19 protein-coding genes and 1 riboswitch are annotated in these 20,123 nt (G+C 70.1%); of the genes, 7 read left to right on the plus strand and 12 right to left on the minus strand.

What is annotated here, in order from left to right:
• Nucleotides 1-87: 87 nt before the first annotated feature.
• A complete protein-coding gene (gene hslO / locus MQC88_RS07215) occupies nucleotides 88-1,026 on the minus strand; it encodes an Hsp33 family molecular chaperone HslO (RefSeq protein ID WP_243321289.1) in 939 nt (312 codons plus the stop codon).
• 99 nt (nucleotides 1,027-1,125) lie between these two features.
• Between hslO and mtgA the strand changes: the two genes are divergently transcribed.
• Genes mtgA through MQC88_RS07230 form a run of 3 tightly spaced genes read left to right on the plus strand, consistent with a single transcriptional unit; the run spans nucleotide 1,126 to nucleotide 3,310 of the window.
• Nucleotides 1,126-1,866: a monofunctional biosynthetic peptidoglycan transglycosylase gene (gene mtgA / locus MQC88_RS07220; RefSeq protein WP_243320565.1), complete on the plus strand. Its 741-nt coding sequence runs from the start codon at nucleotides 1,126-1,128 to the stop codon at nucleotides 1,864-1,866.
• Nucleotides 1,867-1,899: 33 nt separating this feature from the next.
• The gene (locus MQC88_RS07225; protein ID WP_243320567.1) at nucleotides 1,900-2,922 is read left to right on the plus strand and encodes a glycosyltransferase family 2 protein; all 1,023 of its coding nucleotides are present in this window, start codon (nucleotides 1,900-1,902) and stop codon (nucleotides 2,920-2,922) included.
• Entirely contained in the window at nucleotides 2,882-3,310 is a 429-nt protein-coding gene (locus tag MQC88_RS07230; RefSeq protein ID WP_243320569.1) for a CBS domain-containing protein, read from the plus strand. Before MQC88_RS07225 ends, MQC88_RS07230 begins: the two co-directional genes overlap by 41 nt.
• A 123-nt stretch (nucleotides 3,311-3,433) precedes the next feature.
• Here the strand turns inward: MQC88_RS07230 and MQC88_RS07235 are convergent, their stop codons facing one another.
• From MQC88_RS07235 to MQC88_RS07260, 6 genes are all read right to left on the minus strand, one after another.
• Nucleotides 3,434-5,407 carry an AsmA family protein gene (locus MQC88_RS07235; RefSeq protein ID WP_243320571.1) on the minus strand — a complete coding sequence of 658 codons (1,974 nt, stop codon included), beginning with the start codon at nucleotides 5,405-5,407 and terminating at the stop codon, nucleotides 3,434-3,436.
• 18 nt (nucleotides 5,408-5,425) lie between these two features.
• The gene (locus MQC88_RS07240; protein ID WP_243320573.1) at nucleotides 5,426-5,800 is read right to left on the minus strand and encodes a hypothetical protein; all 375 of its coding nucleotides are present in this window, start codon (nucleotides 5,798-5,800) and stop codon (nucleotides 5,426-5,428) included.
• Between the two features lie 81 nt (nucleotides 5,801-5,881).
• The gene (trhA, locus tag MQC88_RS07245) at nucleotides 5,882-6,520 is read right to left on the minus strand and encodes a PAQR family membrane homeostasis protein TrhA (RefSeq protein ID WP_243320576.1); all 639 of its coding nucleotides are present in this window, start codon (nucleotides 6,518-6,520) and stop codon (nucleotides 5,882-5,884) included.
• Between the two features lie 157 nt (nucleotides 6,521-6,677).
• Nucleotides 6,678-8,282 carry a peptide chain release factor 3 gene (locus MQC88_RS07250; protein WP_243320578.1) on the minus strand — a complete coding sequence of 535 codons (1,605 nt, stop codon included), beginning with the start codon at nucleotides 8,280-8,282 and terminating at the stop codon, nucleotides 6,678-6,680.
• Between the two features lie 61 nt (nucleotides 8,283-8,343).
• The gene (locus MQC88_RS07255; RefSeq protein WP_243320582.1) at nucleotides 8,344-9,276 is read right to left on the minus strand and encodes a peptidoglycan DD-metalloendopeptidase family protein; all 933 of its coding nucleotides are present in this window, start codon (nucleotides 9,274-9,276) and stop codon (nucleotides 8,344-8,346) included.
• A gap of 5 nt (nucleotides 9,277-9,281) precedes the next feature.
• Nucleotides 9,282-10,394 carry an NHL repeat-containing protein gene (locus MQC88_RS07260; protein ID WP_243320584.1) on the minus strand — a complete coding sequence of 371 codons (1,113 nt, stop codon included), beginning with the start codon at nucleotides 10,392-10,394 and terminating at the stop codon, nucleotides 9,282-9,284.
• A 144-nt stretch (nucleotides 10,395-10,538) separates the two neighbouring features.
• Nucleotides 10,539-10,656: riboswitch (SAM riboswitch) on the plus strand.
• Between the two features lie 94 nt (nucleotides 10,657-10,750).
• Here MQC88_RS07260 and metX point away from each other — a divergent pair.
• The 3 genes from metX to MQC88_RS07275 are packed head-to-tail and all read left to right on the plus strand — an operon-like array spanning nucleotide 10,751 to nucleotide 14,201.
• Nucleotides 10,751-11,818, plus strand: a complete 1,068-nt coding sequence (metX, locus tag MQC88_RS07265; RefSeq protein ID WP_243320586.1) for a homoserine O-succinyltransferase MetX — start codon at nucleotides 10,751-10,753, stop codon at nucleotides 11,816-11,818.
• On the plus strand, nucleotides 11,797-13,014 hold the full coding sequence (gene metB / locus MQC88_RS07270; protein ID WP_425491602.1) for a cystathionine gamma-synthase: 1,218 nt from the start codon (nucleotides 11,797-11,799) through the stop codon (nucleotides 13,012-13,014). Before metX ends, metB begins: the two co-directional genes overlap by 22 nt.
• Entirely contained in the window at nucleotides 13,011-14,201 is a 1,191-nt protein-coding gene (locus MQC88_RS07275; RefSeq protein WP_243320590.1) for a homoserine dehydrogenase family protein, read from the plus strand. The genes metB and MQC88_RS07275 overlap by 4 nt, the downstream gene beginning before the upstream one ends.
• Here the strand turns inward: MQC88_RS07275 and MQC88_RS07280 are convergent.
• Nucleotides 14,144-16,333 (minus strand): putative bifunctional diguanylate cyclase/phosphodiesterase, encoded by a 2,190-nt coding sequence (locus MQC88_RS07280; protein WP_243320592.1) that lies wholly within the window; start codon nucleotides 16,331-16,333, stop codon nucleotides 14,144-14,146. The genes MQC88_RS07275 and MQC88_RS07280 overlap by 58 nt on opposite strands.
• A gap of 73 nt (nucleotides 16,334-16,406) precedes the next feature.
• A complete protein-coding gene (locus MQC88_RS07285) occupies nucleotides 16,407-17,789 on the minus strand; it encodes an L-serine ammonia-lyase (protein WP_243320594.1) in 1,383 nt (460 codons plus the stop codon).
• A gap of 17 nt (nucleotides 17,790-17,806) precedes the next feature.
• Between MQC88_RS07285 and MQC88_RS07290 the strand changes: the two genes are divergently transcribed.
• Complete coding sequence (locus MQC88_RS07290) at nucleotides 17,807-18,046, plus strand: glutaredoxin family protein (RefSeq protein WP_243320596.1); 240 nt, start codon at nucleotides 17,807-17,809, stop codon at nucleotides 18,044-18,046.
• Nucleotides 18,047-18,207: 161 nt separating this feature from the next.
• Here MQC88_RS07290 and MQC88_RS07295 read toward each other — a convergent pair whose 3' ends face one another.
• The 3 genes from MQC88_RS07295 to MQC88_RS07305 are packed head-to-tail and all read right to left on the minus strand — an operon-like array spanning nucleotide 18,208 to nucleotide 20,094.
• Nucleotides 18,208-18,753: a YceI family protein gene (locus MQC88_RS07295; RefSeq protein ID WP_243320598.1), complete on the minus strand. Its 546-nt coding sequence runs from the start codon at nucleotides 18,751-18,753 to the stop codon at nucleotides 18,208-18,210.
• Complete coding sequence (locus MQC88_RS07300) at nucleotides 18,746-19,327, minus strand: cytochrome b (protein ID WP_243320601.1); 582 nt, start codon at nucleotides 19,325-19,327, stop codon at nucleotides 18,746-18,748. Before MQC88_RS07300 ends, MQC88_RS07295 begins: the two co-directional genes overlap by 8 nt.
• Nucleotides 19,324-20,094 carry a YceI family protein gene (locus tag MQC88_RS07305; RefSeq protein ID WP_254713277.1) on the minus strand — a complete coding sequence of 257 codons (771 nt, stop codon included), beginning with the start codon at nucleotides 20,092-20,094 and terminating at the stop codon, nucleotides 19,324-19,326. Before MQC88_RS07305 ends, MQC88_RS07300 begins: the two co-directional genes overlap by 4 nt.
• Between the last annotated feature and the right edge of the window lie 29 nt (nucleotides 20,095-20,123).

The following is a 20,123-nucleotide window of genomic DNA, read 5'->3' on the forward strand; positions in this document are numbered from 1 at the left end:
GGGGTCCCGGTCGAGTTCCCGGGAGGGGGAAGCCTGAATCTACTGGATTTATGTTTCTTTAACAATCGGTGAAGCGTGAAGGACGTCTCATTGCAGCCGTTCCGGCGCCTCGACGGCGACCGACCCGGCCGGGAACAGGGCCGCGATTTCCTCCAGGCCAAACCGGTATTGCTCTCCGCAGAACTCGCAACGGATCTCTGCGTCGCCAGCGGCCGCCGCGGCCCGAGCCTCCTCCTCGCCCAGCGACTGCAGCATGGCCGCCACCCGGTCCCGGGAGCAGGAGCAGGCAAAACGCAACTGACGCTCGCCCAGCACCTCGACCCCGTCCTCCTGGAACAACCGCTGCAGCAGCGTGGTGGCGGGCGCGACCAGCAGTTCGGTGGGCGACAGGGTCTCGAACAGGGCGCACGCGCGATCCCAGCCGTCGTCGTCGCCGCCATCGCCGGGCAGCTTCTGCAGCATCAACCCGGCTGCCCGGTGCCCGTCCGCGGCCAGCAGCAGGCGCGTCGGCAGTTGTTCGGACTGGCGGAAGTAGTCCTCGAAGGCACCGGCGAGCGATTCGGACGCCAGTGCCACCAGCCCTTGGTAGCGCACCGGCTCGCGGCCGGCGCCGCCCGGGTTCTCGATCGTGATCGCCAGCACTGCCTCCGCGCCCAGCGCACGCAGGTCGCGCGGCATTGGCGCGGCGTCCGGCCGGACCTGGGCGATCCCGCGCAAGGTCCCCGCGGCCGTGCACTCGGCGAACAGGGTGCGCACGGGGCCGTCGCCACGCAGTTGCACCGAGAGCCGGCCTTCGATCTTGGCGTGGCCGGTGAACAGCGCGGCGGCGACGGCGGCTTCGCCCAGCAGTTCGGTCACCGCAACCGGCACGTCGTCGCCGGCGCGCTCGCGGATGCGTGCCCAGGTTTCGTCCAGTTGCACGTGCACGCCGCGGACCCCGGCCGCCTGCAGCAGGAAACGGGTCAGGCGGTCCGGGCCGACATTGCTGGCGACACTGGCGGGAGGGACGTGCGTGCTCGTGGGCATGGTCATGGAACTCATTGTGGAGGCATGCGAGGCAGCGCGCGACGGTGATAATGCGCGTGCGCGGGCCGCTGTCCGCTCAATGGGGACCAGGGGCCGCCCGTGCAAGCCGAACCACTGCAGACAGCCGATCCCAAGCGCTCGTTGCGCCGCCGTCGCTGGCGCTGGCTGCTGGCCTTGCCACTACTCGCATTGCTGGCCACGGTGCTGCAGGTGCTGGCGCTGCGCTTCGTCGATCCGCCGTTCACCGCGTTCATGGCCGCGCGCCAGCTTTCGGCGTGGCGCGAGGGCGACTGGGATTACGGCATCGTCTACGACTGGCGCGACCTCGACCACATCGCGCCGAACCTGCCGCTGGCGCTGGTCGCCGCCGAGGATCAGAACTTTCCCGTCCACCACGGCTTCGACTTCAAGGCGATCGAGAAGGCGCGGCGCAACAATGCGCGCGGGCGCAAGGTCCGCGGCGCCAGCACCATCAGCCAGCAGGTGGCCAAGAACCTGTTCCTGTGGAGCGGCCGCAGTTGGGTGCGCAAGGGCATCGAAGCCTGGTACACGGTGCTGATCGAGGCCTTGTGGCCCAAGCGGCGGATCCTGGAGATGTACGCCAACATCGCCGAGTTCGGCGACGGCGTGTATGGCGCGCAGGCGGCGGCGCGCAGCTTCTTCGGCAAGGATGCCGCCCGGCTGTCCGCTGCCGAGTGCGCGCGGCTGGCGGCGGTGCTGCCCAACCCCGCGCGCTACGATGCCCGCAACCCCGGGCCTTACGTGCAGCGCCGCAGCAACGGCATCCAGCGGCAGATGCGGCACCTGGGCGGCAGTGCCTACCTCGAACGCCTGGACTGACCCGGTCGCCCGGGCTGCAGGTACGATGGCGCCATGGCCCAGGACCTGCTGACCGTCGTCGTCGCCGCCTACAACGAAGCCGAGGCATTGCCTGCGCTGCACCCGCGCCTGTCCGCGGTGCTGGAAGGACTGCGCGATGACGGCGTCGACGGCCGCGTGCTGTATGTCGACGACGGCAGCAGCGACGGCACCTGGGCGGTGCTGCAGAGGATCGCCGCTGGCGATCCGCGGGTGTCGCTGCTGCGGCTGTCGCGCAACTTCGGCAAGGAGGCGGCGTTGACCGCGGGCCTGGACCGGGTCGTGGACGGCGCCGCCCTGATCCTGGACGCCGATGCCCAGGATCCGCCGGAGCTGATCCCCCGGTTCGTGGCCAAGTGGCGCGAAGGCTATGACGACGTCCATGGCACCCGCATCGCCCGCGACGGCGAGGGCCTGCTCAAGCGCGGGACCGCGCACCTGTTCTATCGACTGATCGGGCGCCTGTCGAAGACGCCGATCCCGCAGGACACCGGTGATTTCCGCTTGCTGTCGCCGCGCGCGCTGGCGGCGCTGCGGCAATTGCGCGAGCGCCACCGCTTCATGAAGGGCCTGTTCGGCTGGGTCGGCTTCGAGCAGGTCGCAATCCCCTACCAGCGCGAGCGCCGGATCGCCGGGAGCAGCAAGTTCAATTTCTGGAAGCTGTGGAATTTCGCGCTCGAGGGCATCACCAGTTTCACCACCGCGCCGCTGCGGCTGGCGACCTACCTGGGCGTCGCCACCGCGCTGCTGGCGTTCGTCTATGCGCTGTGGATCGTCCTGAAGGCGCTGCTGTGGGGCGACCCGGTCGCCGGGTGGCCGACGATGATGTCGGCGATCCTGTTCCTGGGCGGCGTGCAGCTGGTGGCGCTGGGCCTGATCGGTGAATACCTCGGCCGCCTCTACCTGGAATCCAAGCAGCGTCCGTTGTACCTGGTCGATGCCTGGCAGCCGGCGACCGGAGTATCCTCGCAACAGTCCCCTGTGCAAGGAGATGGCCATGCGCACCGTGAGGCAATTGCTGGAGGCCAAGGCGCCTGAGATCTTCGCCATCGGCCCGGATGCGCCGGTGGTCGACGCGATCCGGCTGATGGCCGAGAAGCGCATCGGCGCGGTGCTGGTGATGCAGGCCGGCCGGCTTGCGGGGATCCTGTCCGAGCGCGACTACGCGCGCAAGATCGTGCTGCAGGGGCGCTCGTCCAAGGACACGCCGGTGCGCGACATCATGACCGCGCAGGTGGTCAGCGTCGGCCTGGGCGACAGTACCGACCACTGCATGCAGCTGGTCACCGACAAGCGCATCCGCCACCTGCCGGTGCTCGACGGCGACAACGTGCTCGGCGTGGTCTCGATCGGAGACCTGGTCAAGGCGGTGATCGAGGACCAGCAACTGGAACTGGACCAGCTGCAGCGCTATATCGCCAGCTGACGGATTCATCCTTGCCTGTGTTTGTGGGAGCGGCTTCAGCCGCGAGCTCCCTGGTTGTGACAGTCGCCAGGAACTCGCAGCCAAAAGGCGCCCCGCGGATGAGCGCAGCCGCGCCTGCAAGCCTCATTTCGCGTATTTGCCGCCGCAGCCCGAGTCCTCGCCCGGGCCCAGTTCCAGCGTCGCCAGCAACGCCGCCGGTGGCGCGATGCTGCCCAGCACCAGCGCGATCGCGCCGCGCAGGCCGACGCGCGCGTAATCGGGGTGGAACTTCGGCGCCTTGAAGCTGCCCTCGACGATCAGCGGCGAGCGGAATACCAGCAGGCTGCGGTCCTTCGGCCGCGGCCGCAGCTTCAGGTGCAGGGACTCGTCGCGGAGGCTGATCGTGCCTTCGCCGACGATGATCGTGTCGGTGGTGTCGAAGGCCAGCGCGCGCGTGGTCATCACCCCGTCCTTGACCGCGAAGTCGCCGAAGGCGCAACGGATCGGGATCTTGCGGTCGCCGCTCACCAGGAATTTCAGCGCTTCGGCGATGTCGAGCCCGGCGTATTCCATCAGCAGGTTGCTGATCTGGCCGCGGCCCATGCCGATCGCCGCGTTGCCGTTGCTGCTTCCGAGCATGCGCGCGATCGAATTGCCGCTGCCGCTGAGGGCGATGTTGCCACCGACCTTGCCGATGGCGTCCTGCGCCTGCTTCACGTCCGGCAGCAGCGGTGCCAGGTTGAGGCCGCGCGCGGCGATATCGGCCCGGGTGCGGATCGGCGATTCGCGCGCATCCATGCGGATGTCGGAACGGATGTCGCCACCGGCGACGCCGAAGTTGAGCGGCTTGAGCTGCAGCAGGCCGTTTTCCAGCACCAGGCGGGCATCCATGTCGTCCAGCGGCAGCTTCGGCGCACTGATCCGCTGCGCCTTCCAATGCACGTCGGCGTCCATCGCCCTCAGTTTGTCGAGTTCATACGGCGTATCGGGCAAGACCCTGGCGCTGGCCCGTTGGCGCGCGGCCTGGGCGGCGAGTTCCGGATTGGTGCTTTCCCTGCCGCCAGCCTGTGGCGCTGCGCCGACGAAACCGGCCAGGTCGTCGAAATCCAGGGTCTTGGACACCAGGTCCGCGCGCAGGTAGGGGCGCGCACCGCCGGTGGTGACGCTGGCGCTGCCGGACAGGTCGCTGTCGCCGACCTTGCCGCCGAAACCGTCGTAATGCCAGGTCGTGCGGCCGTCCTTGATGTCGCGCGTCAGGCGGCCGTCGAGGCTGTACGGCGGGGTCGGCGGGGTGGCAACGCCGATCAGGGGGTACAGGTCGGCCATGTCCTGGCCCGCCAGTGCCAGCTTCAGGTCGAAATCCCGCAGTCGCAGGGGATCGACCAGGATGCCTCGTGCGTGCGCCCTGGTGTCGCCGGCCTGGGCGTGGGCATCGATGCGATACGGGCTGCGTGGATCGCGCAGGTCCAGCGGCGATTCGGCGTGGCCGCGCACGCTGAACTTGTTGCCATGCCAGCGGCCGCCGCCTTCGACGTCGATTGGAGGCGCATCCTGGCCCTTGCCCTGCGCGCTGCTGTCGACCGCGACATCGATGTCGGTCTTGTTCGCGGCATCGAGGAAACGCAGGCGGCCGTCGTCGATCCACAGCCGCCGGAACTGCGGCTGCATCCCGCCAGGCTCGCCGAACACCCAGTTGCCGACGCCCTTGGGTCCCTTTTCCAGCCGCAGGTGCGGCTTGGCGAGGTGGATGTCCGGGATCAATACCTCCCGGTGCAGCAGCAATGGCCACACGGCGATGCCGAATTCGAGCCGTTCCGTGCTGGCCATGATCGGTGCCTTCGACCAGGCCGCGTTGCCGAAGCTGAGTGCGTCGGCGCGGATCGTGGTGACGCGCCCGAGGTCGACATCCAGGTTGCCGCCGATTTCAAAACTGCGCCCGGTGCGAGCCTCGACCTGGCGTTCGATCGGGCCGCGGAACCAGTTCCAGTCCCACAGCGCAACCAGGATCGCGATCCCGACCAGCAGCACGGCCAGCAAAGACAACCAGGGGTGGCGTCGAACCCCCGCCCACGCCTTGCGTGGATCGAAGTTCGGCGCGCTGGTGTCCGGGGTCGCCATGCCGGTCGGCGCAGCCGCTTACTGCGGCCGGCAGGTCAGCTCGTTGGTCTCGTCGCCGCGCGACAGGTGCGCGCCGCTGTCTCCGATCGCGAAGTACAGTTCGCCGCCGGTGAACACCGGCGGTGCGCTGCCGGCGACCTTGGACAGGGTGACGTCGGGTCCGTCGGGCAGGTCCACCCGGGCCGTGTCGCTGCCCAGGATCGCCACGCTGGTGTTGCCGTCGCAGGCGTAACGCATGGTGACGTCCTTATCGTCGGTGCCGGCCGGTGCAGTGGCGGACGCGGGCGGGGTGGTGTCGGCGGGGGTAGCGGAACCGGCATCGGCGCCAGTGTCGCGATTGCATGCGCCGAGCAGCAGCGCGCCGGCCAGCGGGAGAAAAACGGAAAGGCGCATGGAAAGCCTCGTGGCTCAGCGGGATCGTCGGCCACCATCGCCATTGCGGGGTCAAGCGACAGTGAAGCCGCCCATCACGGTTCAGCGTGCGGGAAGCATCAGCGGCAGCACCGCGAGGTAATGGCAGACGCTGCCGGTGATCACGAACAGGTGCCACACCGCATGCGAATAGGGCAATGACGGCCGGTGGTAGAACACCGTGCCCAGGGTGTAGGCGGCGCCGCCGGCCAGCAGCCAGCGCAGGCTCCAGGCGTCCAGTGCGACCAGCAGTGGCTCGATCGCGACCAGGGCCAGCCAGCCCATGGCAATGTACAGCAGGGTCGACACCAGCTTGAAGCGGCCGGTGAAGCGGAGCTTGAACAGCACCCCCAGCGCCGCCAGCGACCAGATCGCGGCGAACAGCCACCAACCGACATTGCCGCGCAACGCGACCAGGGTGAACGGCGTGTAGGTGCCGGCGATCAGCAGGTAGATCGCGCAGTGGTCGATCACCTTCAGCCGCGCCTTGGCGTCAGGCTGTCGCGCGCAGTGGTACAGGGTGGAGGCGAGGTACAGCAGCAGCAGGCTGGTGGAAAACACGATCGCCGCGGCCAGGCGCCAGGCGTCCCCATGCGCGGCCGCGAGCGCGACCAGCACCACGCCGCCGGCCAGCGCCGCCAGCGCGCCAAGGCCGTGGGTCAGGGCGTTGGCGGCTTCCTCCCGGTGTGCCGATGCGTGCATGCCGCCCGAGCATCCTCGCGTAGGCTGGAGCAAATGCTCCATGAAAGGCCGGTGCGACGATGGGCACGCCCGGTCGTCGTCGCTCCGCTACCGCAATGCGCGTGCACGCAGCGACGGCCGCGCATGCGCACGGGACCGCGGGTTGTTGCCCCGGGGATCAGCCTGCGTCGACCGCGTGCGCATGCTCGCGCGTGGCCAGGAATTCGACGCCGGAGGCGCGCTCCTGGGCGAGCTGCAGGTTGACGCGGGTCGGCGCCAGGTAGACCAGTTGCCCGGCGGCGTCGATGCCGAGGTTCATCGCGTTCTTCTCGCGGAATTCCTCCAGCTTCCTCGCGTCATCGCAGCGGATCCAGCGCGCGGTCGCCACCTGTACCGGCTCGAAGCTCGCGTCGACGCCGTACTCGTCCTTGAGCCGGTAGGCGACGACGTCGAACTGCAGGGTGCCGACCGCGCCGAGGATCAGGTCGTTGCTCATCAGCGGGCGGAAGAACTGGGTGGCGCCTTCCTCGCTGAGTTGCGCCAGGCCCTTCTGCAGCTGCTTGAGCTTGAGCGGGTCGCGCAGGCGCGCGCGGCGGAACAGTTCCGGCGCGAAGTTGGGGATGCCGGTGAAGTGCAGCACTTCGCCTTCGCTGAAGCTGTCGCCGATCGAAATCGTGCCGTGGTTGTGGATGCCGATCACGTCGCCAGGCCAGGCGGTTTCGACGATCTCGCGGTCCGACGCCATGAAGGTCAGCGCGTTGGCCAGCTTCAGCTCCTTGCCGGTGCGCGACTGGAATGCCTTCATGCCGGCGCTGAACTTCCCGGAACAGATGCGCATGAACGCGACGCGGTCGCGGTGTTGCGGATCCATGTTGGCCTGGATCTTGAACACGAAGCCGGTGAGCTGCGGTTCCGATGGCGCGACCTCGCGGCTGGTGGTCGCGCGTGGCCGCGGTGCCGGTGCATGCTCCACGAAGAAGTCCAGCAGCAGCTGCACGCCGAAGTTGTTGACTGCCGAACCGAAGAACACCGGCGTCTGCTGCCCGGCGAGGTACCTGGCCAGGTCGAACGGGTGCGAGGCGCCCTGCACCAGCTCCAGTTCGTCGCGCAGCTCGGCGAGCATCGGTGCGCCGATGCGCTCCTCCAGCTTTGGATCGTCGATCGAGGCGAAGATGGTCGAATCCTGCCGCGTGAAGTTGCGGCCGGGTTCGTACAGGTGTACCTCGCCGCTGACCAGGTGCACGACGCCCTTGAGCCGCTGGCCCATCCCGATCGGCCAGGTGACCGGCGCGCACTGGATGCCGAGCACCGACTCGACCTCGTCGAGCAGGTCGATCGGGTTGCGGCCCTCGCGGTCGAGCTTGTTGATGAAGGTCATGATCGGCGTGTCGCGCAGCCGGCACACGTCCATCAGCTTGATCGTGCGTTCCTCCACGCCCTTGGCGACGTCGATCACCATCAGTGCCGAGTCGACCGCGGTCAGCACGCGGTAGGTGTCCTCGCCGAAGTCGGCGTGGCCGGGCGTATCGAGCAGGTTGACGATGCGGTCGGAATAGGGGAACTGCATCACCGACGAGGTCACCGAGATGCCGCGCTCCTTTTCCAGCGCCATCCAGTCGGAGGTGGCGCTGCGCGAGGTCTTGCGCGACTTGACCGAGCCGGCCATCTGGATCGCGCCGCCGAACAGCAACAGCTTCTCGGTCAGCGTGGTCTTGCCGGCGTCGGGATGCGAGATGATGGCGAAGGTGCGGCGGCGCGCGGCTTCGAGGGAAACGTCGGACATGGCGGCGGCGCGCGGCGGGCGCGGGGAACGGCGGGGAAGGGCGCGATTATACGGGGCGCGGTCAGCGCCGGTCGCCGAAACGCAGTTCGCCCCGTGGTCCCAGCATCCGGAACGGGATCGACTCCAGGCGCATGCCGCGGTTGACCTGCACCGCGAAATGCAGGTGCGGGCCGGTGGTGAAGCCGGTATTGCCCGATAGCCCGATCTGCTGCCCGGCCTGCACCCGCTGGCCCACGCGCACCATCACCCCCTCGGGCTTGAGGTGCGCGTACAGCGCCATGGTGCCGTCGTCGTGCAGGATGCGGACGAAGTTGGCGCGACCGCCGTATTTCTCGCGGTTGAGACCGGCCTTGTCGAAATCGTTTTCGACCTGCATCACCACCCCGGCGCGCGCGGCCAGCACGCTGGTACCGACGTCGGCGGCGAAATCGACCGCGTACAGGTTCTGCGGATCCGTGTGGCTGAAGCTGCCGCCGTAACCCTGGTCGACCTGCAGCGCGCCCTGGCGCAGCGGCAACAGGTACTGGACGTCGCTCGGCCGCGCCGACGGATCCCCGGGAATGCCGTCCAGGCGCAATTCGAATTCGCCCGGTTGCGCTGGATCGACCGCGCCGATCCGCGCGACCAAGGCGCTGCCGCGGGCCGGCACGGTGGCGCGCGCAGGCAGCGACGGGTCGCCGGCGACGTTGCGCTCGCGGCTGAAGCGCAGCATCACCTCGATCGGCCCGGCCAGGGTGTTGTCGGCCCAGGCCATGTAGGCGCCATCGCTGTTCTCCACGCGCAGCCGCACCATCGCGCCGGGCTGCGCCTGGACCGGGATCACCTTGACGTGCTTCACCGCGGCGTTGGCGTCGGGCGGGCGGTCGCCGTAATGCACGACGCCATTGCGGTCGGTCCACTTGTAGACCTTGCCGGCGTGGGCGACGCCGGCCGTGGCCACCAGCGCTGCAAGCAGCGCGGGCCACAGGCGGGCGGGGGGCGGGGGCGCGGGCATCGCCGTCAGTGCACGCAGTCCGTCGCCAGGCCGAGGGTGGCCACGACGTCGCGCAGGTCGAACGCCGCGACCGACTTGTCGTCGTGCACCGCATACAGCACGCCGCCGGGAAAGCGCGGCGTGGCGATGGCGTGCAGCGCGACGCCGTCGGTATGCGCGGTGACGTTGCCCTCGAAGCTGCCGCGCGGCTCCAGCGTGAGCCGGTCGAACAGGTGGAAGATCGTCAGCGGCGCGAGCTGGTCGACCGCGATCCAGTAGCCGCCGCCGTCCGGGCAGGTCCATAGCGCCACGCCTTCGGCCTCGGCGCCGAAGGCGTCCTGCGGCAGGCTGTGGCCGGTGTAGCGGCCGCTGAACGAATACTCGCGCAGGGTGGAGGCGTGGCGGGTGTCCTCGTCGGCGATCAGCAGGCGGTCGTTGGCCGGGTCGCCGGCAATCGATTCCACCATCCGCAACGCGGTCTGCTCGTGGGTATCACCGAAGGCGCCGCCGTAGTTCGCGCGCAGCCGGCCGGCCTGGTCGAACTGCACGCGGAAGCGGCGCACGCGCTGGCCCAGTTCGTCCCACGGCGGCACCACGTCGTACTTCTTGCCGTACATGAAGCTGTCGGTGACGTAGGCCTCCAGCTCTTCGGGTTCGGTCTCGTTGATCCAGATGCCGTAAGGGCTGCGCAGGATGTCGTCGCCGAAGCTGCCGATCGCCGTGAAATCCGGCAGCGTGAATACCTGCACGCGATGGTTGTCGCGCTCGACCACGAACAGGTGGTCGCCATACACGGCGATGCCGTTGGGGCGATTGAACTGGCCAGGACCGCTGCCTTCGCTGCCGAAAGTGCGCAGCTGCCTGCCGGTTTCGGCGTCGTAGACCACCAGCCGGTGGCTGGACTTGCCGGTGGCGATCAGCCAGGTGCCGCCGTCCTCGCCGGTCCAGGTGGCCAGGGAATCGAGTTCCTCGGCCGGGGTTTCGGCCGAGACCCAGGCTTCGGCGATGCCGTGGACGGTGGGTGCCGCCGCGGGCGTCGCCGCTGCCGCGGGTGGGGCGGATGGGGCCGGCTGCGGCAGCGTACTGCAGGCGGCAAGGAACAGGGCGGCGCTGGCGCCGGCAAGAAGTCGTATGCGCATCCGCGAAGTATGCGGGTATCGGGGAAAAATGCGATCCGGATCGTTCATCCGACGCTCCCGGCGGCCATCCCGACGATTGCCTGTTCCATCGCTTCATGCCGATGAAGAGATTGACAAAGTCAAATGCCGCTGGCAACCTGCGGCCATCCATCGAGACCGGCTGAGGGACAGGCCCGAAGACGCCGGGGCAACTGGATGGGGCGCAAGCCCCGTCGCGGTGCCAATTCCTGCGGGGACCTGCGTGTCCACCGGAAGATGGTTGCGATCCGCCCCTGCTCCCCGGGCGGACCGTGGCTGCCGTACTTCCGGCTTCGCCCCGCGCGATTCGATGGCCCTTTCCCACCAGGAACGACGCCATGGGTCTCGCCATCACCGCCGGGCGGCAAGCCCTGCCAGCACTCCCGCCCTGCCCGCTGGACGCCGCCGCCAGGATCGCCCATGCGGCCGATGCCCGGCGCGGCACCCAGGCCTGCGTGCTCGCGTTGCGCCACGCCGGCCCGCGGCGGGTCGAGCTGCGCCATGAACTGCTCGGCGATGCGGCGTTGCCGATGGTGCTGGTGGCCGGCGGCATTTCCGCCGATCGCCACCTGGCGGCCAGCGCTGCCTTCCCGCAGCCGGGCTGGTGGGATGCGCAGGTCGGCGCGGGCCGGGCCCTGGATCCTTCGCGGCATTGCCTGCTCGCCATCGACTGGCTCGGCGCGGACGGTACGCTCGATGCGCCGCTCGACCCAGCCGACCAGGCCGATGCGATCGCCGCGGTACTCGACGCGCTGCAGGTCGATGCGCTGGCCGCCTTCGTCGGCTGCTCCTACGGGGCGATGGTCGGGTTGCAGTTCGCGGCGCGGCATCCGGCGCGGCTGCAACGGCTGCTGGCGATCAGCGGCACCGATCGCGCCCATCCCTACGCCAGCGCCTGGCGCGCGCTGCAACGACGCGCGCTGGCGCTGGGCGCGCTGCAGTGCGACGAGCGCGACGGGCTGGCGCTGGCGCGGCAACTGGCGTTGCTGAGCTACCGCACCCCGGAGGAATTCGCGGCGCGCTTCGGCGCCGCGCAGGTGGCCGGGGGACGCGTGCGGGTCGCGGCCGAGGATTACCTGGACCATTGCGGCGACAAGTACGCCGCGCGCACCCCGGCGACCGCGTTCGCGCGGCTGTCGGAATCGATCGACCTGCAGTCGGTCGATCCCGGCGCGATCCGGATCCCGGTCACCGTGGCTGCGGTCGCCGAAGACCGGCTGGTACCGATCGGGGACGCGTATCGGCTGGTGGAGCGCCTGCGCGGCGAAACCCGCCTGCGGGTGTTGCGCTCCCGCTACGGCCATGACGCCTTCCTCAAGGAAACCGACGCCATCGCCGCCCTGCTGCGCGAAGTGTTGGCCGATGGCGATGCCGGCAACCACGGATGTCCCGGAGTCGCGCCATGAGCCGCCCGTCCACCCGCGCGGTGCGCGCCGGCATCGACTGCGACCAGGCTTTCGGCGCGGTAGCGCCGCCGCTGGTGCTGTCGAGCAACTTCAGCTTCGCCGGCTTCGACCACAAGCGCCGCTACGACTACACCCGCAGTGGCAATCCGACCCGCGACCAGCTCGGCGATGCGCTGGCGGAACTGGAAGGCGGTGCCGGAGGCGTGGTCACCGCCACCGGCATGGCCGCGATCACCCTGGTGCTCAACGCATTGCTGCAACCGGGCGACCGCATCGTGGTGCCGCACGACGGCTACGGCGGCAGCTGGCGGCTGTTCGATGCGCTGGCGCGAAAGGGTCACTTCGACCTGGTGACCGTGGACCTCACCGACCCGCGCGCGCTGGCCGCGGCGCTGCGCGCGCCGGCAGCGCTGGTGTGGATCGAGACGCCCTCCAACCCGTTGTTGCGGATCACCGACCTGCGCTTCGTGGTCGAGGCCGCGCACAAGGCCGGCGCGCTGGCGGTGGTCGACAACACCTTCCTGTCGCCGGCGCTGCAGAACCCGATCGCCTTCGGCGCCGACTTGGTGGTGCATTCGACCACCAAGTACATCAACGGCCACAGCGACGTGGTCGGTGGCGTGGTCGTGGCGCGGGACGCGGCGCTGCACGAACGGCTGGCGTGGTGGGCCAACTGCCTGGGCATCACCGGCGCGCCGTTCGACAGCTACCTCACCCTGCGCGGCCTGCGCACGCTGGAAGCGCGCCTGCGCGTGCACCAGGACAACACCCAGGCGCTGCTGGCGCTGCTCGCCGGCCATCCCGCGGTACGCGCGCTGCACTACCCGGGGCTGGCTGCCCACCCGGGCCATGCCATCGCCGCCCGCCAGCAGCACGGGTTCGGGGCGATGCTCGGGGTCGAACTGGGAGGTGGGGAGCCGTCGGTGCGCGCATTCCTCGATGGCCTGCGATATTTCACCCTGGCCGAATCGCTGGGTGGCGTCGAAAGCCTGGTCGCGCACCCGGCGACGATGACGCACGCGGCGATGAGCGCCCAAGCGCGCGCGGCGGCAGGCATCGGCGATGGACTGCTGCGGCTATCGGTCGGGATCGAGCATGCCGACGACCTGGTTGCGGACATCGCGGCCGCGCTGCAGCGGGTGCAGGCGCTGCTTTCCGCGGATCGCAACGGCCTGGGGGCCACGGCGACGCGATGAATGCCATCCCGCGACCCAGGCTGGCGGCAGCCCCCAAGGGATGGGTTCCTGCGCCGCTGCCGTCGACTGCGCCTGCGCGGCTGGCGTTGCTCGGCATCGGTACCGTCGGCAGCGCGCTGCTGCAGCGGCTGGCGCAATGGCAGGGCACCGCGCTCGGCGAGCGGCTGCGAGTGGTGCACGTCGCCAATTCGCGCCAGGCCTGCAGCGATGGTGCCGGCCTGTCGCCGCTGGCGGCGGCGCAGCACCTGCACGCGGCCGGCCGGCCCGCGGCGCTGGACGCCGTGGCGCCGGCGCTGGCCGGGGACGGGGCGCGCATCGTCATCGACGCCACCGCCAGCGATGCGGTCGCGGCGCGGCATGCGTGGTGGCTGGCGCAGGGCATCCACGTGGTCACCGCCTGCAAGCTCGGGCAGGGCACGTCCGTGGCGCGCTGGAGCGAGATCCGTGCCGCCTGCGCCCGCGGCGGCAGCGTGTATGGCGACAGCGCCACGGTCGGTGCCGGCCTGCCGTTGCTGCGCTCGATCCGCGGGCTGCAGGCCGGTGGCGACCGCATCCACGCGATCGCCGGGGTGCTTTCGGGGTCGCTGGCGTGGCTGTTCCACCACTACGACGGGTTGCGCCCGTTCTCGGGTTTCGTGCGCGCGGCGCGCGCGGCCGGCTATACCGAGCCGGATCCGCGCGAGGACCTGTCCGGCGAGGACGTGCGCCGCAAGCTGCTGATCCTGGCGCGGTCCGCGGGCCTGGCATTGGAAGCTGGCGCGGTCGAGGTGGATCCGCTGCTGCCGGCTGCGTTCGCGGCCCTGGATCGGTGCGGCGTCGACGCCGCGCTGCCGCAACTGGACGCACCCCTGCGCGCGCGCCATGCGGACGCCTGGAAGCGTGGCGAAAAACTGTGCTTCGTGGCGCGGCTGGACTGTCGCGCGGAGGGCGCGCCCTCCGCGCGCGTCGGCCTGGAATCGCTGTCGCCGGATGATCCGCTGCGCGGCGGCGGCGGTACCGACAATCGCGTCGCGATCTGGTCCGACCGCTACCGCGGGCAGCCGCTGTTGATCCAGGGCCCCGGCGCCGGCGCGCAGGTCACCGCCGCGGCATTGCTCGACGACGTGCTGGCGATCCTGCGCGCGGCCGCTCAGGCCGCGGGCGCGGCGAAGAACGCGTCGATCGGCTGCGGGTGCCGGAAGACGTAGCCCTGCGCGTAATCCACGCCCATCCGCCGCAGCCGGTCCAGCTGCGCCTCGGTCTGCGCCTGCTCGGCGACCGTGCGCTTGTCCAGGACGTGGGCGATGTCGGTGATCGAGCGCACCACCGCCTCGGCCAGCGGCGAATGCTCCAGGTCGCGGACGAAGCTGCCGTCGATCTTGAGGTAGTCGACGTCCAGGTCCTGCAGGTAGCCGAACGAGCAGAAGCCCGTGCCGAAGTCGTCGAGCGCGAAGCGGCAGCCGAGCTCGCGCATCCGCCCGATGAAGCGTTGCGCGCGGCTGCGGTCGCGGACCACGCTGGTCTCGGTGATTTCCAGGCACAGGCGTTCGGTCGGCACGTTGCTGCGGCGAAGGCGCGCGGCGAAGTAGTCGCTGAACTCCTCGTCCACCAGGGTCGCGCCGCCGAGGTTGATGCTGCAGTGCTCGACCATCGCCGCGGCGTCCGGGTGTTGCTCCAGCCAGTTGAGCGTGGCATCGACGACGTAGCGGTCCAGCCGCGGGCCGAGCCGGTAGCGCTCGGCGGCGGCGATCAGTTCGGCCGGCGCGCGCACCACGCCGCCGGCGTCGGTCCAGCGCAGCAGGATCTCGAAATGCCGTTGCGGCGGCCGCGGCGCGATGAGGTCGACGATCGGCTGGCAGTAGAGCACGAAGCGGCGCTCGTCCAGCGCCTCGCGCACCTGCAGCGCCGAGCGCATCGTCGCCGCGCGCACCTGCATCTCGTCGCTGTCCGGGGCGGCGGCGAGCATGCGGTTGCCGCCCAGTTCCTTGGCGGCGAAGCAGGCGGCATCGGCATGCGAGAGCAGGCTGTCGAAATCGACATGCGGCGCGCGGCCGAAGGCCAGGCCGATGCTCGCGGTGGTGGTCAGCACCTGCGCCTGCCAGGGCACGCGCAGGGCATCGATCGCCGCCAGCAAGCGGCGCGCGGACGCGGTCGCGGCGGCGCGGCTGGCCGGCAGCAGCGCCGCGAACTCGTCGCCACCGGTGCGCGCGACCAGCACCGTGCGCTCGAACTCGGTGGCGAACAGGTCGGCGACGCCGCGGATCAGGTCGTCTCCCGCGACATGGCTGGTGGCGTCGTTGACCAGCTTGAAGTGGTCCAGGTCCAGGTACAGCAGCGCCAGTTCGCCGTCGCCCGTGGCCAGTTGTTCGCGCGCGCGCTCCTCGAAGGTGCTGCGGTTGAGCAGGCCGGTCAGCGGGTCGAGGGTGGCGCGGCGGAACAGCGCGATGGCGGTACTCCGCTTCTCGTAGTTGGACACGCTCAGCATCACCGGGATCACCGAGATCAGGATCAGCAGCAGCATCAGTACCGCCGAGTCCAGCAGCGTGAGCGGGCGGGTGAAACCGCCCAGCCCGATCCCGGTCAACAGGCTGAGGAACACGACCACGGCGATCGTCGCCAGCATCGCCAGCAACGGCGAGAAGCGGATCGCGGCCCACAACAGCAGCGCCAGTGGCAGGCTGACCAGGCCCAGTGCGTACAGGTTGCCACTGCGCCCGGCGATCCAGATCGCCGCCAGGCACAGGGCCAGCGTCGCCCCCCATGCGATGCGTTCGCGTCGCGATGCCTCGCCGCCGCGGATGCGCATGCGCGGCGCACCGTCCTCGCGCCCGAACAGCAACGACAGGCTCGGTGCCAGGGTGGTGATCCCGAGCACGTCGCCCAGTGTCCACAGCACCAGTCCGCGGCCGCTGTCGCCGGGCGGGAGCATGCCCGATTCGACCAGGCCGACGGTGCCGATCGCCGCGCTCACCAGGCCGAGCAGCACGCCGCCACGCAGCAGCAGCAGGCCGTCGCCGATCTCCAGGTGCAGGTCGCGGCGCTGGCGGTGCACGTACCAGCCGGCCAGCAGCGTCGCCAGGGTGTTGCTGCCGAGCGAATAGGGCAGGAAAGCGGCCGGTACCGGCAGCACCAGCGCATGCAGCAGGGCCATGGCGGCGGGGACGATCACCACCCAGCGCAGTCCGTAACGCACGACCACGGCGTAGCCGACGCCGGCGCTGGGCCAGAACAGCGTCACGTCCTCGGGGGTGCGCAGGTACAGCGTCGCCAGCACTGCCCCGGCGAAGTACAGCCCGGTCAGCAGCGCGAAGCGGCGGAGGGTGTCCCACGGGACGGCCATCGCCGCAGTGTAAGCGCGAACCGGTCCCGCCGGCGTGGCCACGGGCTTGCCCGGCTCCGGTCAGCGGGCGACGTCAGCACTCGATGACGTTGACCGCGAGTCCGCCGCGCGAGGTTTCCTTGTACTTGTCCTGCATGTCGCGGCCGGTGTCGCGCATGGTCTTGATGACTTTGTCCAGGCTGACCTTGTGCTTGCCGTCGCCGCGCAGTGCCATGCGCGAGGCGTTGATCGCCTTGACCGAGCCCATCGCATTGCGCTCGATGCAGGGGATCTGCACCAGGCCGCCGATCGGGTCGCAGGTCAGTCCGAGGTTGTGCTCCATGCCGATCTCGGCGGCGTTCTCGACCTGCGACATGCTGCCTCCGAGCGCGGCGGTCAGGCCGCCCGCTGCCATCGAGCAGGCGACGCCGACCTCGCCCTGGCAGCCGACCTCGGCGCCGGAGATCGAGGCGTTTTCCTTGTAGAGGATGCCGATCGCGGCGGAAGTGAGCAGGAAATCGAAGATGCCCTGTTCGTCGGCGCCCGGGATGAAGCGCTGGTAGTAGTGCAGCACCGCCGGCATGATCCCGGCCGCGCCGTTGGTCGGCGCGGTGACGATGCGCCCGCCGGCGGCGTTCTCCTCGTTGACCGCGAGCGCGAACAGGTTGACCCAGTCCAGCGTGGCCAGCGGATCGGACACGTCCGTATCCGGCCTGGCCGACAGTTCCGCATGCAGCAGCGGCGCCCGGCGTTGCACGTGCAGCCCGCCGGGAAGGGTGCCGCCCTCGCGGATGCCGCGCTGCACGCCGGACTGCATCGCCTGCCAGATTTCGCGCAGGCCGGCGTGGATCTCGTCGGCGCTGCGCCAGGCCTGTTCGTTGGCGAACATCAGCTGCGCGATCGTCAGGCCGTGTTGCGCGCAGTGCGCCAGCAGTTCGTCGCCGCTGTGGAAGGGATAGGGCAAGGGCGTGGTGTCGGCGACGATGCGGTCCTCCGCGGCTTCGTCCTGGTTGACCACGAAGCCGCCGCCGACCGAGTAGTAGTCGCGGGTGGCGAGCAGGTCGCCGTGCGCGTCGTAGGCGGTGAAACGCATGCCGTTGCTGTGGAACGGCAGCTTCTGGCGCTTGTTCATCACGAGGTCGGTCTTTTCGTCGAAGCCGATCTCGTGGCTGCCGAGCAGGCGGATCCGCTTGCTTCCGCGGATGCGCTCGAGCGCGGCGGGGATGATGTCGGGATCGATGAGATTGGGCTGCTGGCCCTCCAGCCCCATCAGGATCGCCTTGTCGGTGCCGTGGCCACGCCCGGTCAGCGCGAGCGAACCGAACACCTCGGCGCGCAGGCGGGCGACGCGCTCCAGGGCGCCGGCTTCGCGCAGCCAGTGGTCGACGAAACGCGCGGCGGCGCGCATCGGGCCGACCGTGTGCGAGGAACTCGGGCCGATGCCGATCTTGAAGAGGTCGAAGGTGCTGACTGCCATGCAGCTATTCTAGGCCGATGCCAGCCCCGCGGTTCCTCCTGTTCCAGCGCGACGACTGCCACCTGTGCGACCTGGCGCTGGAGGTGTTGGCGCAGGCGCGCGCGCCGGCCTTCGACAGCGTCTTCATCGACGACCAACCGGCGCTGGAACAGCGCTATGGCCGGCGCGTACCGGTCTGGCGCGACGAGGCCCGCGGGCTCGAACTGGACTGGCCCTTCGACCCCGAAACCGTGCGCACTTTCGTTGCCGGCGAGTAGGTCTTCCCCCGGCCCATGTCGCTTGTCGCGTTGATGGCAACGGCCCGGGCTTCGGGCGGGGCCGCCGCGGGCACGGGCTGCCAGTGGAAGGCGCGTCGGGCCACGCCCCGGGTGGCGTGTCGCCCCGCCCGGACGGCAGCGATTGGCTTTCCAGACGAGATTCAGCGCGGAGTGAACAGGACGCGGGTGCTGATCGCGATTTCGTTGGGGATCAGGCTGGTGTCGGCCCAGTCGCCGCCACCGACGTCGAAGTCCAAGCGCCGGACCGTGGCCTTGCCCGCGAGCACCGGTTCCGTGCCCGGCGTCCAGGTGAAGGTCAGCGTGACCGGCTTGTCGATGCCATGCAGCGACAGCGTGCCGTCGGCGGCGTACTGGTTGCCACCCAGGCTGCGGAACCGGGTCGCGGTGTAGCGCGCCTGCGGGAAGCGGGCGACGGCGAAAAACGCGTCACCGCGCATCTCGGTGTCGTAGTCGGCATTGGCGGTGGTGGCGCCGGCCATCGGGATGGCCACGTCCAGCCTGGCCGACGCCAGGTCCGCGGGATCGAACGCGAGCGTGGTGCTGAAGCCGGGGAAGCGGCCGGAGAACGCTTCGCCCTGGTACATGCCGCCGAACGCCAGCGCCGAGCCCGGGGCCTGCACGTAGTCGGCCGCCAGTGCCGGGGGCGCCAGCAGCGCCAGCAGCGCCGCAATCATCGGATTACGCATGGGGAGGCTCCTTGGAGGCAGGAACGTGCAGCCAGCGCGATGGCAACATCCGCGCCAGGGTCGCGTCGCGCTGGAACAGGTGGTGCCAGAACGCGGCGCCTGCATGCGCCAGGGACAGCGCCGCCAGCGCCCAGAACAGCCATTCGTGCCAGTCCTCGCCGAGTTCGTGCAGCGCTTCATCCTGGCCCACCAGCGGCGGCAGGTGCACCAGCCCGAACCACGGCAGCGGAAATCCGGCGGCCGAGTTGGTCACCCAGCCGCTGATCGGCACCGCGAACAGCAGCAGGTAAAGACCGGCGTGGGTGAACGTGGCGACGCGGTGCTGCCAGCGCGGCCCGGGCAGTGCATGCGGAGCGCCGGCATGCCAGCGCCACAGCAGCCGCAACGCGGCCAGCGCCAGGATGGTCAGGCCGATCGACTTGTGCAGCGCATAGATGCGGATCTTGTACGGCGTGTTGGGCAGGTCGGTCATGGTCAGGCCCAGCCAGGCCATCACCACGATCAGGACCACGATCAGCCAGTGCAGCGACTGGCTGACCGCGCCCCAGCGATCATCGGTATTCCTGCCGATCACGATGGCTGGTCCGTCGTTGCCGGCACGGGGGACGGTGTCGGCTCGCCCTCGTCCTGCGGCGCCGGCGCGTTGTCGTCGGCGGCGGGTGGAAGCGGCGGCGCTTCCGTTGCAGGCCCGGCGTCGATGGCGTCGATGGCGTCGAGGACGTTGCCGTCGCGCACCGCCTCGGCCTCGATCCGCAATTCGACCTCGTCGCCGATCATGCTTTTCCAGGCATCGATGCCGAAGTCGCTGCGCTTGAGCGTTGCGTGGGCGGAGAACCCGGCGGTGCGGCGGAACGGCGGCACGGGATCGCGCCGCAGCAGGTTGAGGGTCACGTCCAGGCATTGTTCGCGCGCCACGCCGTGCAGGGTCAGCGTGCCGCAGACGCTGGCGCGGGTCGGGTCGACCGGCTCGACGCGCGTGGACACGAACGTCGCCACCGGGTAGCGGTCGGTATCGAGCATGTTGCGGGCCAGCACCGCGCGGTTCCAGCGCGCGTCGCCCAAGTCGGCGCGCGACAGCGGTACTTCGACTTGCAGGCGCGCGCTGCGCCAGTCGTCCGGATCGAACACCAGCATCCCGGTGCTGCCGGACACCGTGCCCAGCGAGGTCGAGAAACCGGCATGGCTGACCCCGAACAGTACCCGGGTGTGGACCGGGTCCAGCCGGTAGCCGGCGGCCTGCGCCAGCAGCGGGGATGGCAGCGCCAGCAGCGCAAGCAGCAGCACCGACCCTGGGGGCAGGCGGGGTGGCAGGCGCGACGGCTGCGGCAGGCGGGGCCTCATGCCACGGATTCTAGGCCGGATCGGCTGAA

Origin of the sequence: Cognatiluteimonas sedimenti, from assembly GCF_022808325.1 — a bacterium.
In the GTDB taxonomy this organism is placed as follows: Bacteria; Pseudomonadota; Gammaproteobacteria; order Xanthomonadales; family Xanthomonadaceae; genus Cognatiluteimonas; species Cognatiluteimonas sedimenti.

What these genes read in the sequence shown, in the direction of transcription:
- hslO (WP_243321289.1), bottom strand. Translation starts at nt 1,026, where the DNA reads ATGCCCACGAGCACGCACGTCCCTCCCGCCAGTGTCGCCAGCAATGTC.
- MQC88_RS07225 (WP_243320567.1), top strand. Translation starts at nt 1,900, where the DNA reads ATGGCCCAGGACCTGCTGACCGTCGTCGTCGCCGCCTACAACGAAGCC.
- MQC88_RS07230 (WP_243320569.1), top strand. Translation starts at nt 2,882, where the DNA reads ATGCGCACCGTGAGGCAATTGCTGGAGGCCAAGGCGCCTGAGATCTTC.
- MQC88_RS07235 (WP_243320571.1), bottom strand. Translation starts at nt 5,407, where the DNA reads ATGGCGACCCCGGACACCAGCGCGCCGAACTTCGATCCACGCAAGGCG.
- MQC88_RS07240 (WP_243320573.1), bottom strand. Translation starts at nt 5,800, where the DNA reads ATGCGCCTTTCCGTTTTTCTCCCGCTGGCCGGCGCGCTGCTGCTCGGC.
- trhA (WP_243320576.1), bottom strand. Translation starts at nt 6,520, where the DNA reads ATGCACGCATCGGCACACCGGGAGGAAGCCGCCAACGCCCTGACCCAC.
- MQC88_RS07250 (WP_243320578.1), bottom strand. Translation starts at nt 8,282, where the DNA reads ATGTCCGACGTTTCCCTCGAAGCCGCGCGCCGCCGCACCTTCGCCATC.
- MQC88_RS07255 (WP_243320582.1), bottom strand. Translation starts at nt 9,276, where the DNA reads ATGCCCGCGCCCCCGCCCCCCGCCCGCCTGTGGCCCGCGCTGCTTGCA.
- MQC88_RS07260 (WP_243320584.1), bottom strand. Translation starts at nt 10,394, where the DNA reads ATGCGCATACGACTTCTTGCCGGCGCCAGCGCCGCCCTGTTCCTTGCC.
- metX (WP_243320586.1), top strand. Translation starts at nt 10,751, where the DNA reads ATGGGTCTCGCCATCACCGCCGGGCGGCAAGCCCTGCCAGCACTCCCG.
- metB (WP_425491602.1), top strand. Translation starts at nt 11,797, where the DNA reads ATGTCCCGGAGTCGCGCCATGAGCCGCCCGTCCACCCGCGCGGTGCGC.
- MQC88_RS07275 (WP_243320590.1), top strand. Translation starts at nt 13,011, where the DNA reads ATGAATGCCATCCCGCGACCCAGGCTGGCGGCAGCCCCCAAGGGATGG.
- MQC88_RS07280 (WP_243320592.1), bottom strand. Translation starts at nt 16,333, where the DNA reads ATGGCCGTCCCGTGGGACACCCTCCGCCGCTTCGCGCTGCTGACCGGG.
- MQC88_RS07285 (WP_243320594.1), bottom strand. Translation starts at nt 17,789, where the DNA reads ATGGCAGTCAGCACCTTCGACCTCTTCAAGATCGGCATCGGCCCGAGT.
- MQC88_RS07290 (WP_243320596.1), top strand. Translation starts at nt 17,807, where the DNA reads ATGCCAGCCCCGCGGTTCCTCCTGTTCCAGCGCGACGACTGCCACCTG.
- MQC88_RS07295 (WP_243320598.1), bottom strand. Translation starts at nt 18,753, where the DNA reads ATGCGTAATCCGATGATTGCGGCGCTGCTGGCGCTGCTGGCGCCCCCG.
- MQC88_RS07305 (WP_254713277.1), bottom strand. Translation starts at nt 20,094, where the DNA reads ATGAGGCCCCGCCTGCCGCAGCCGTCGCGCCTGCCACCCCGCCTGCCC.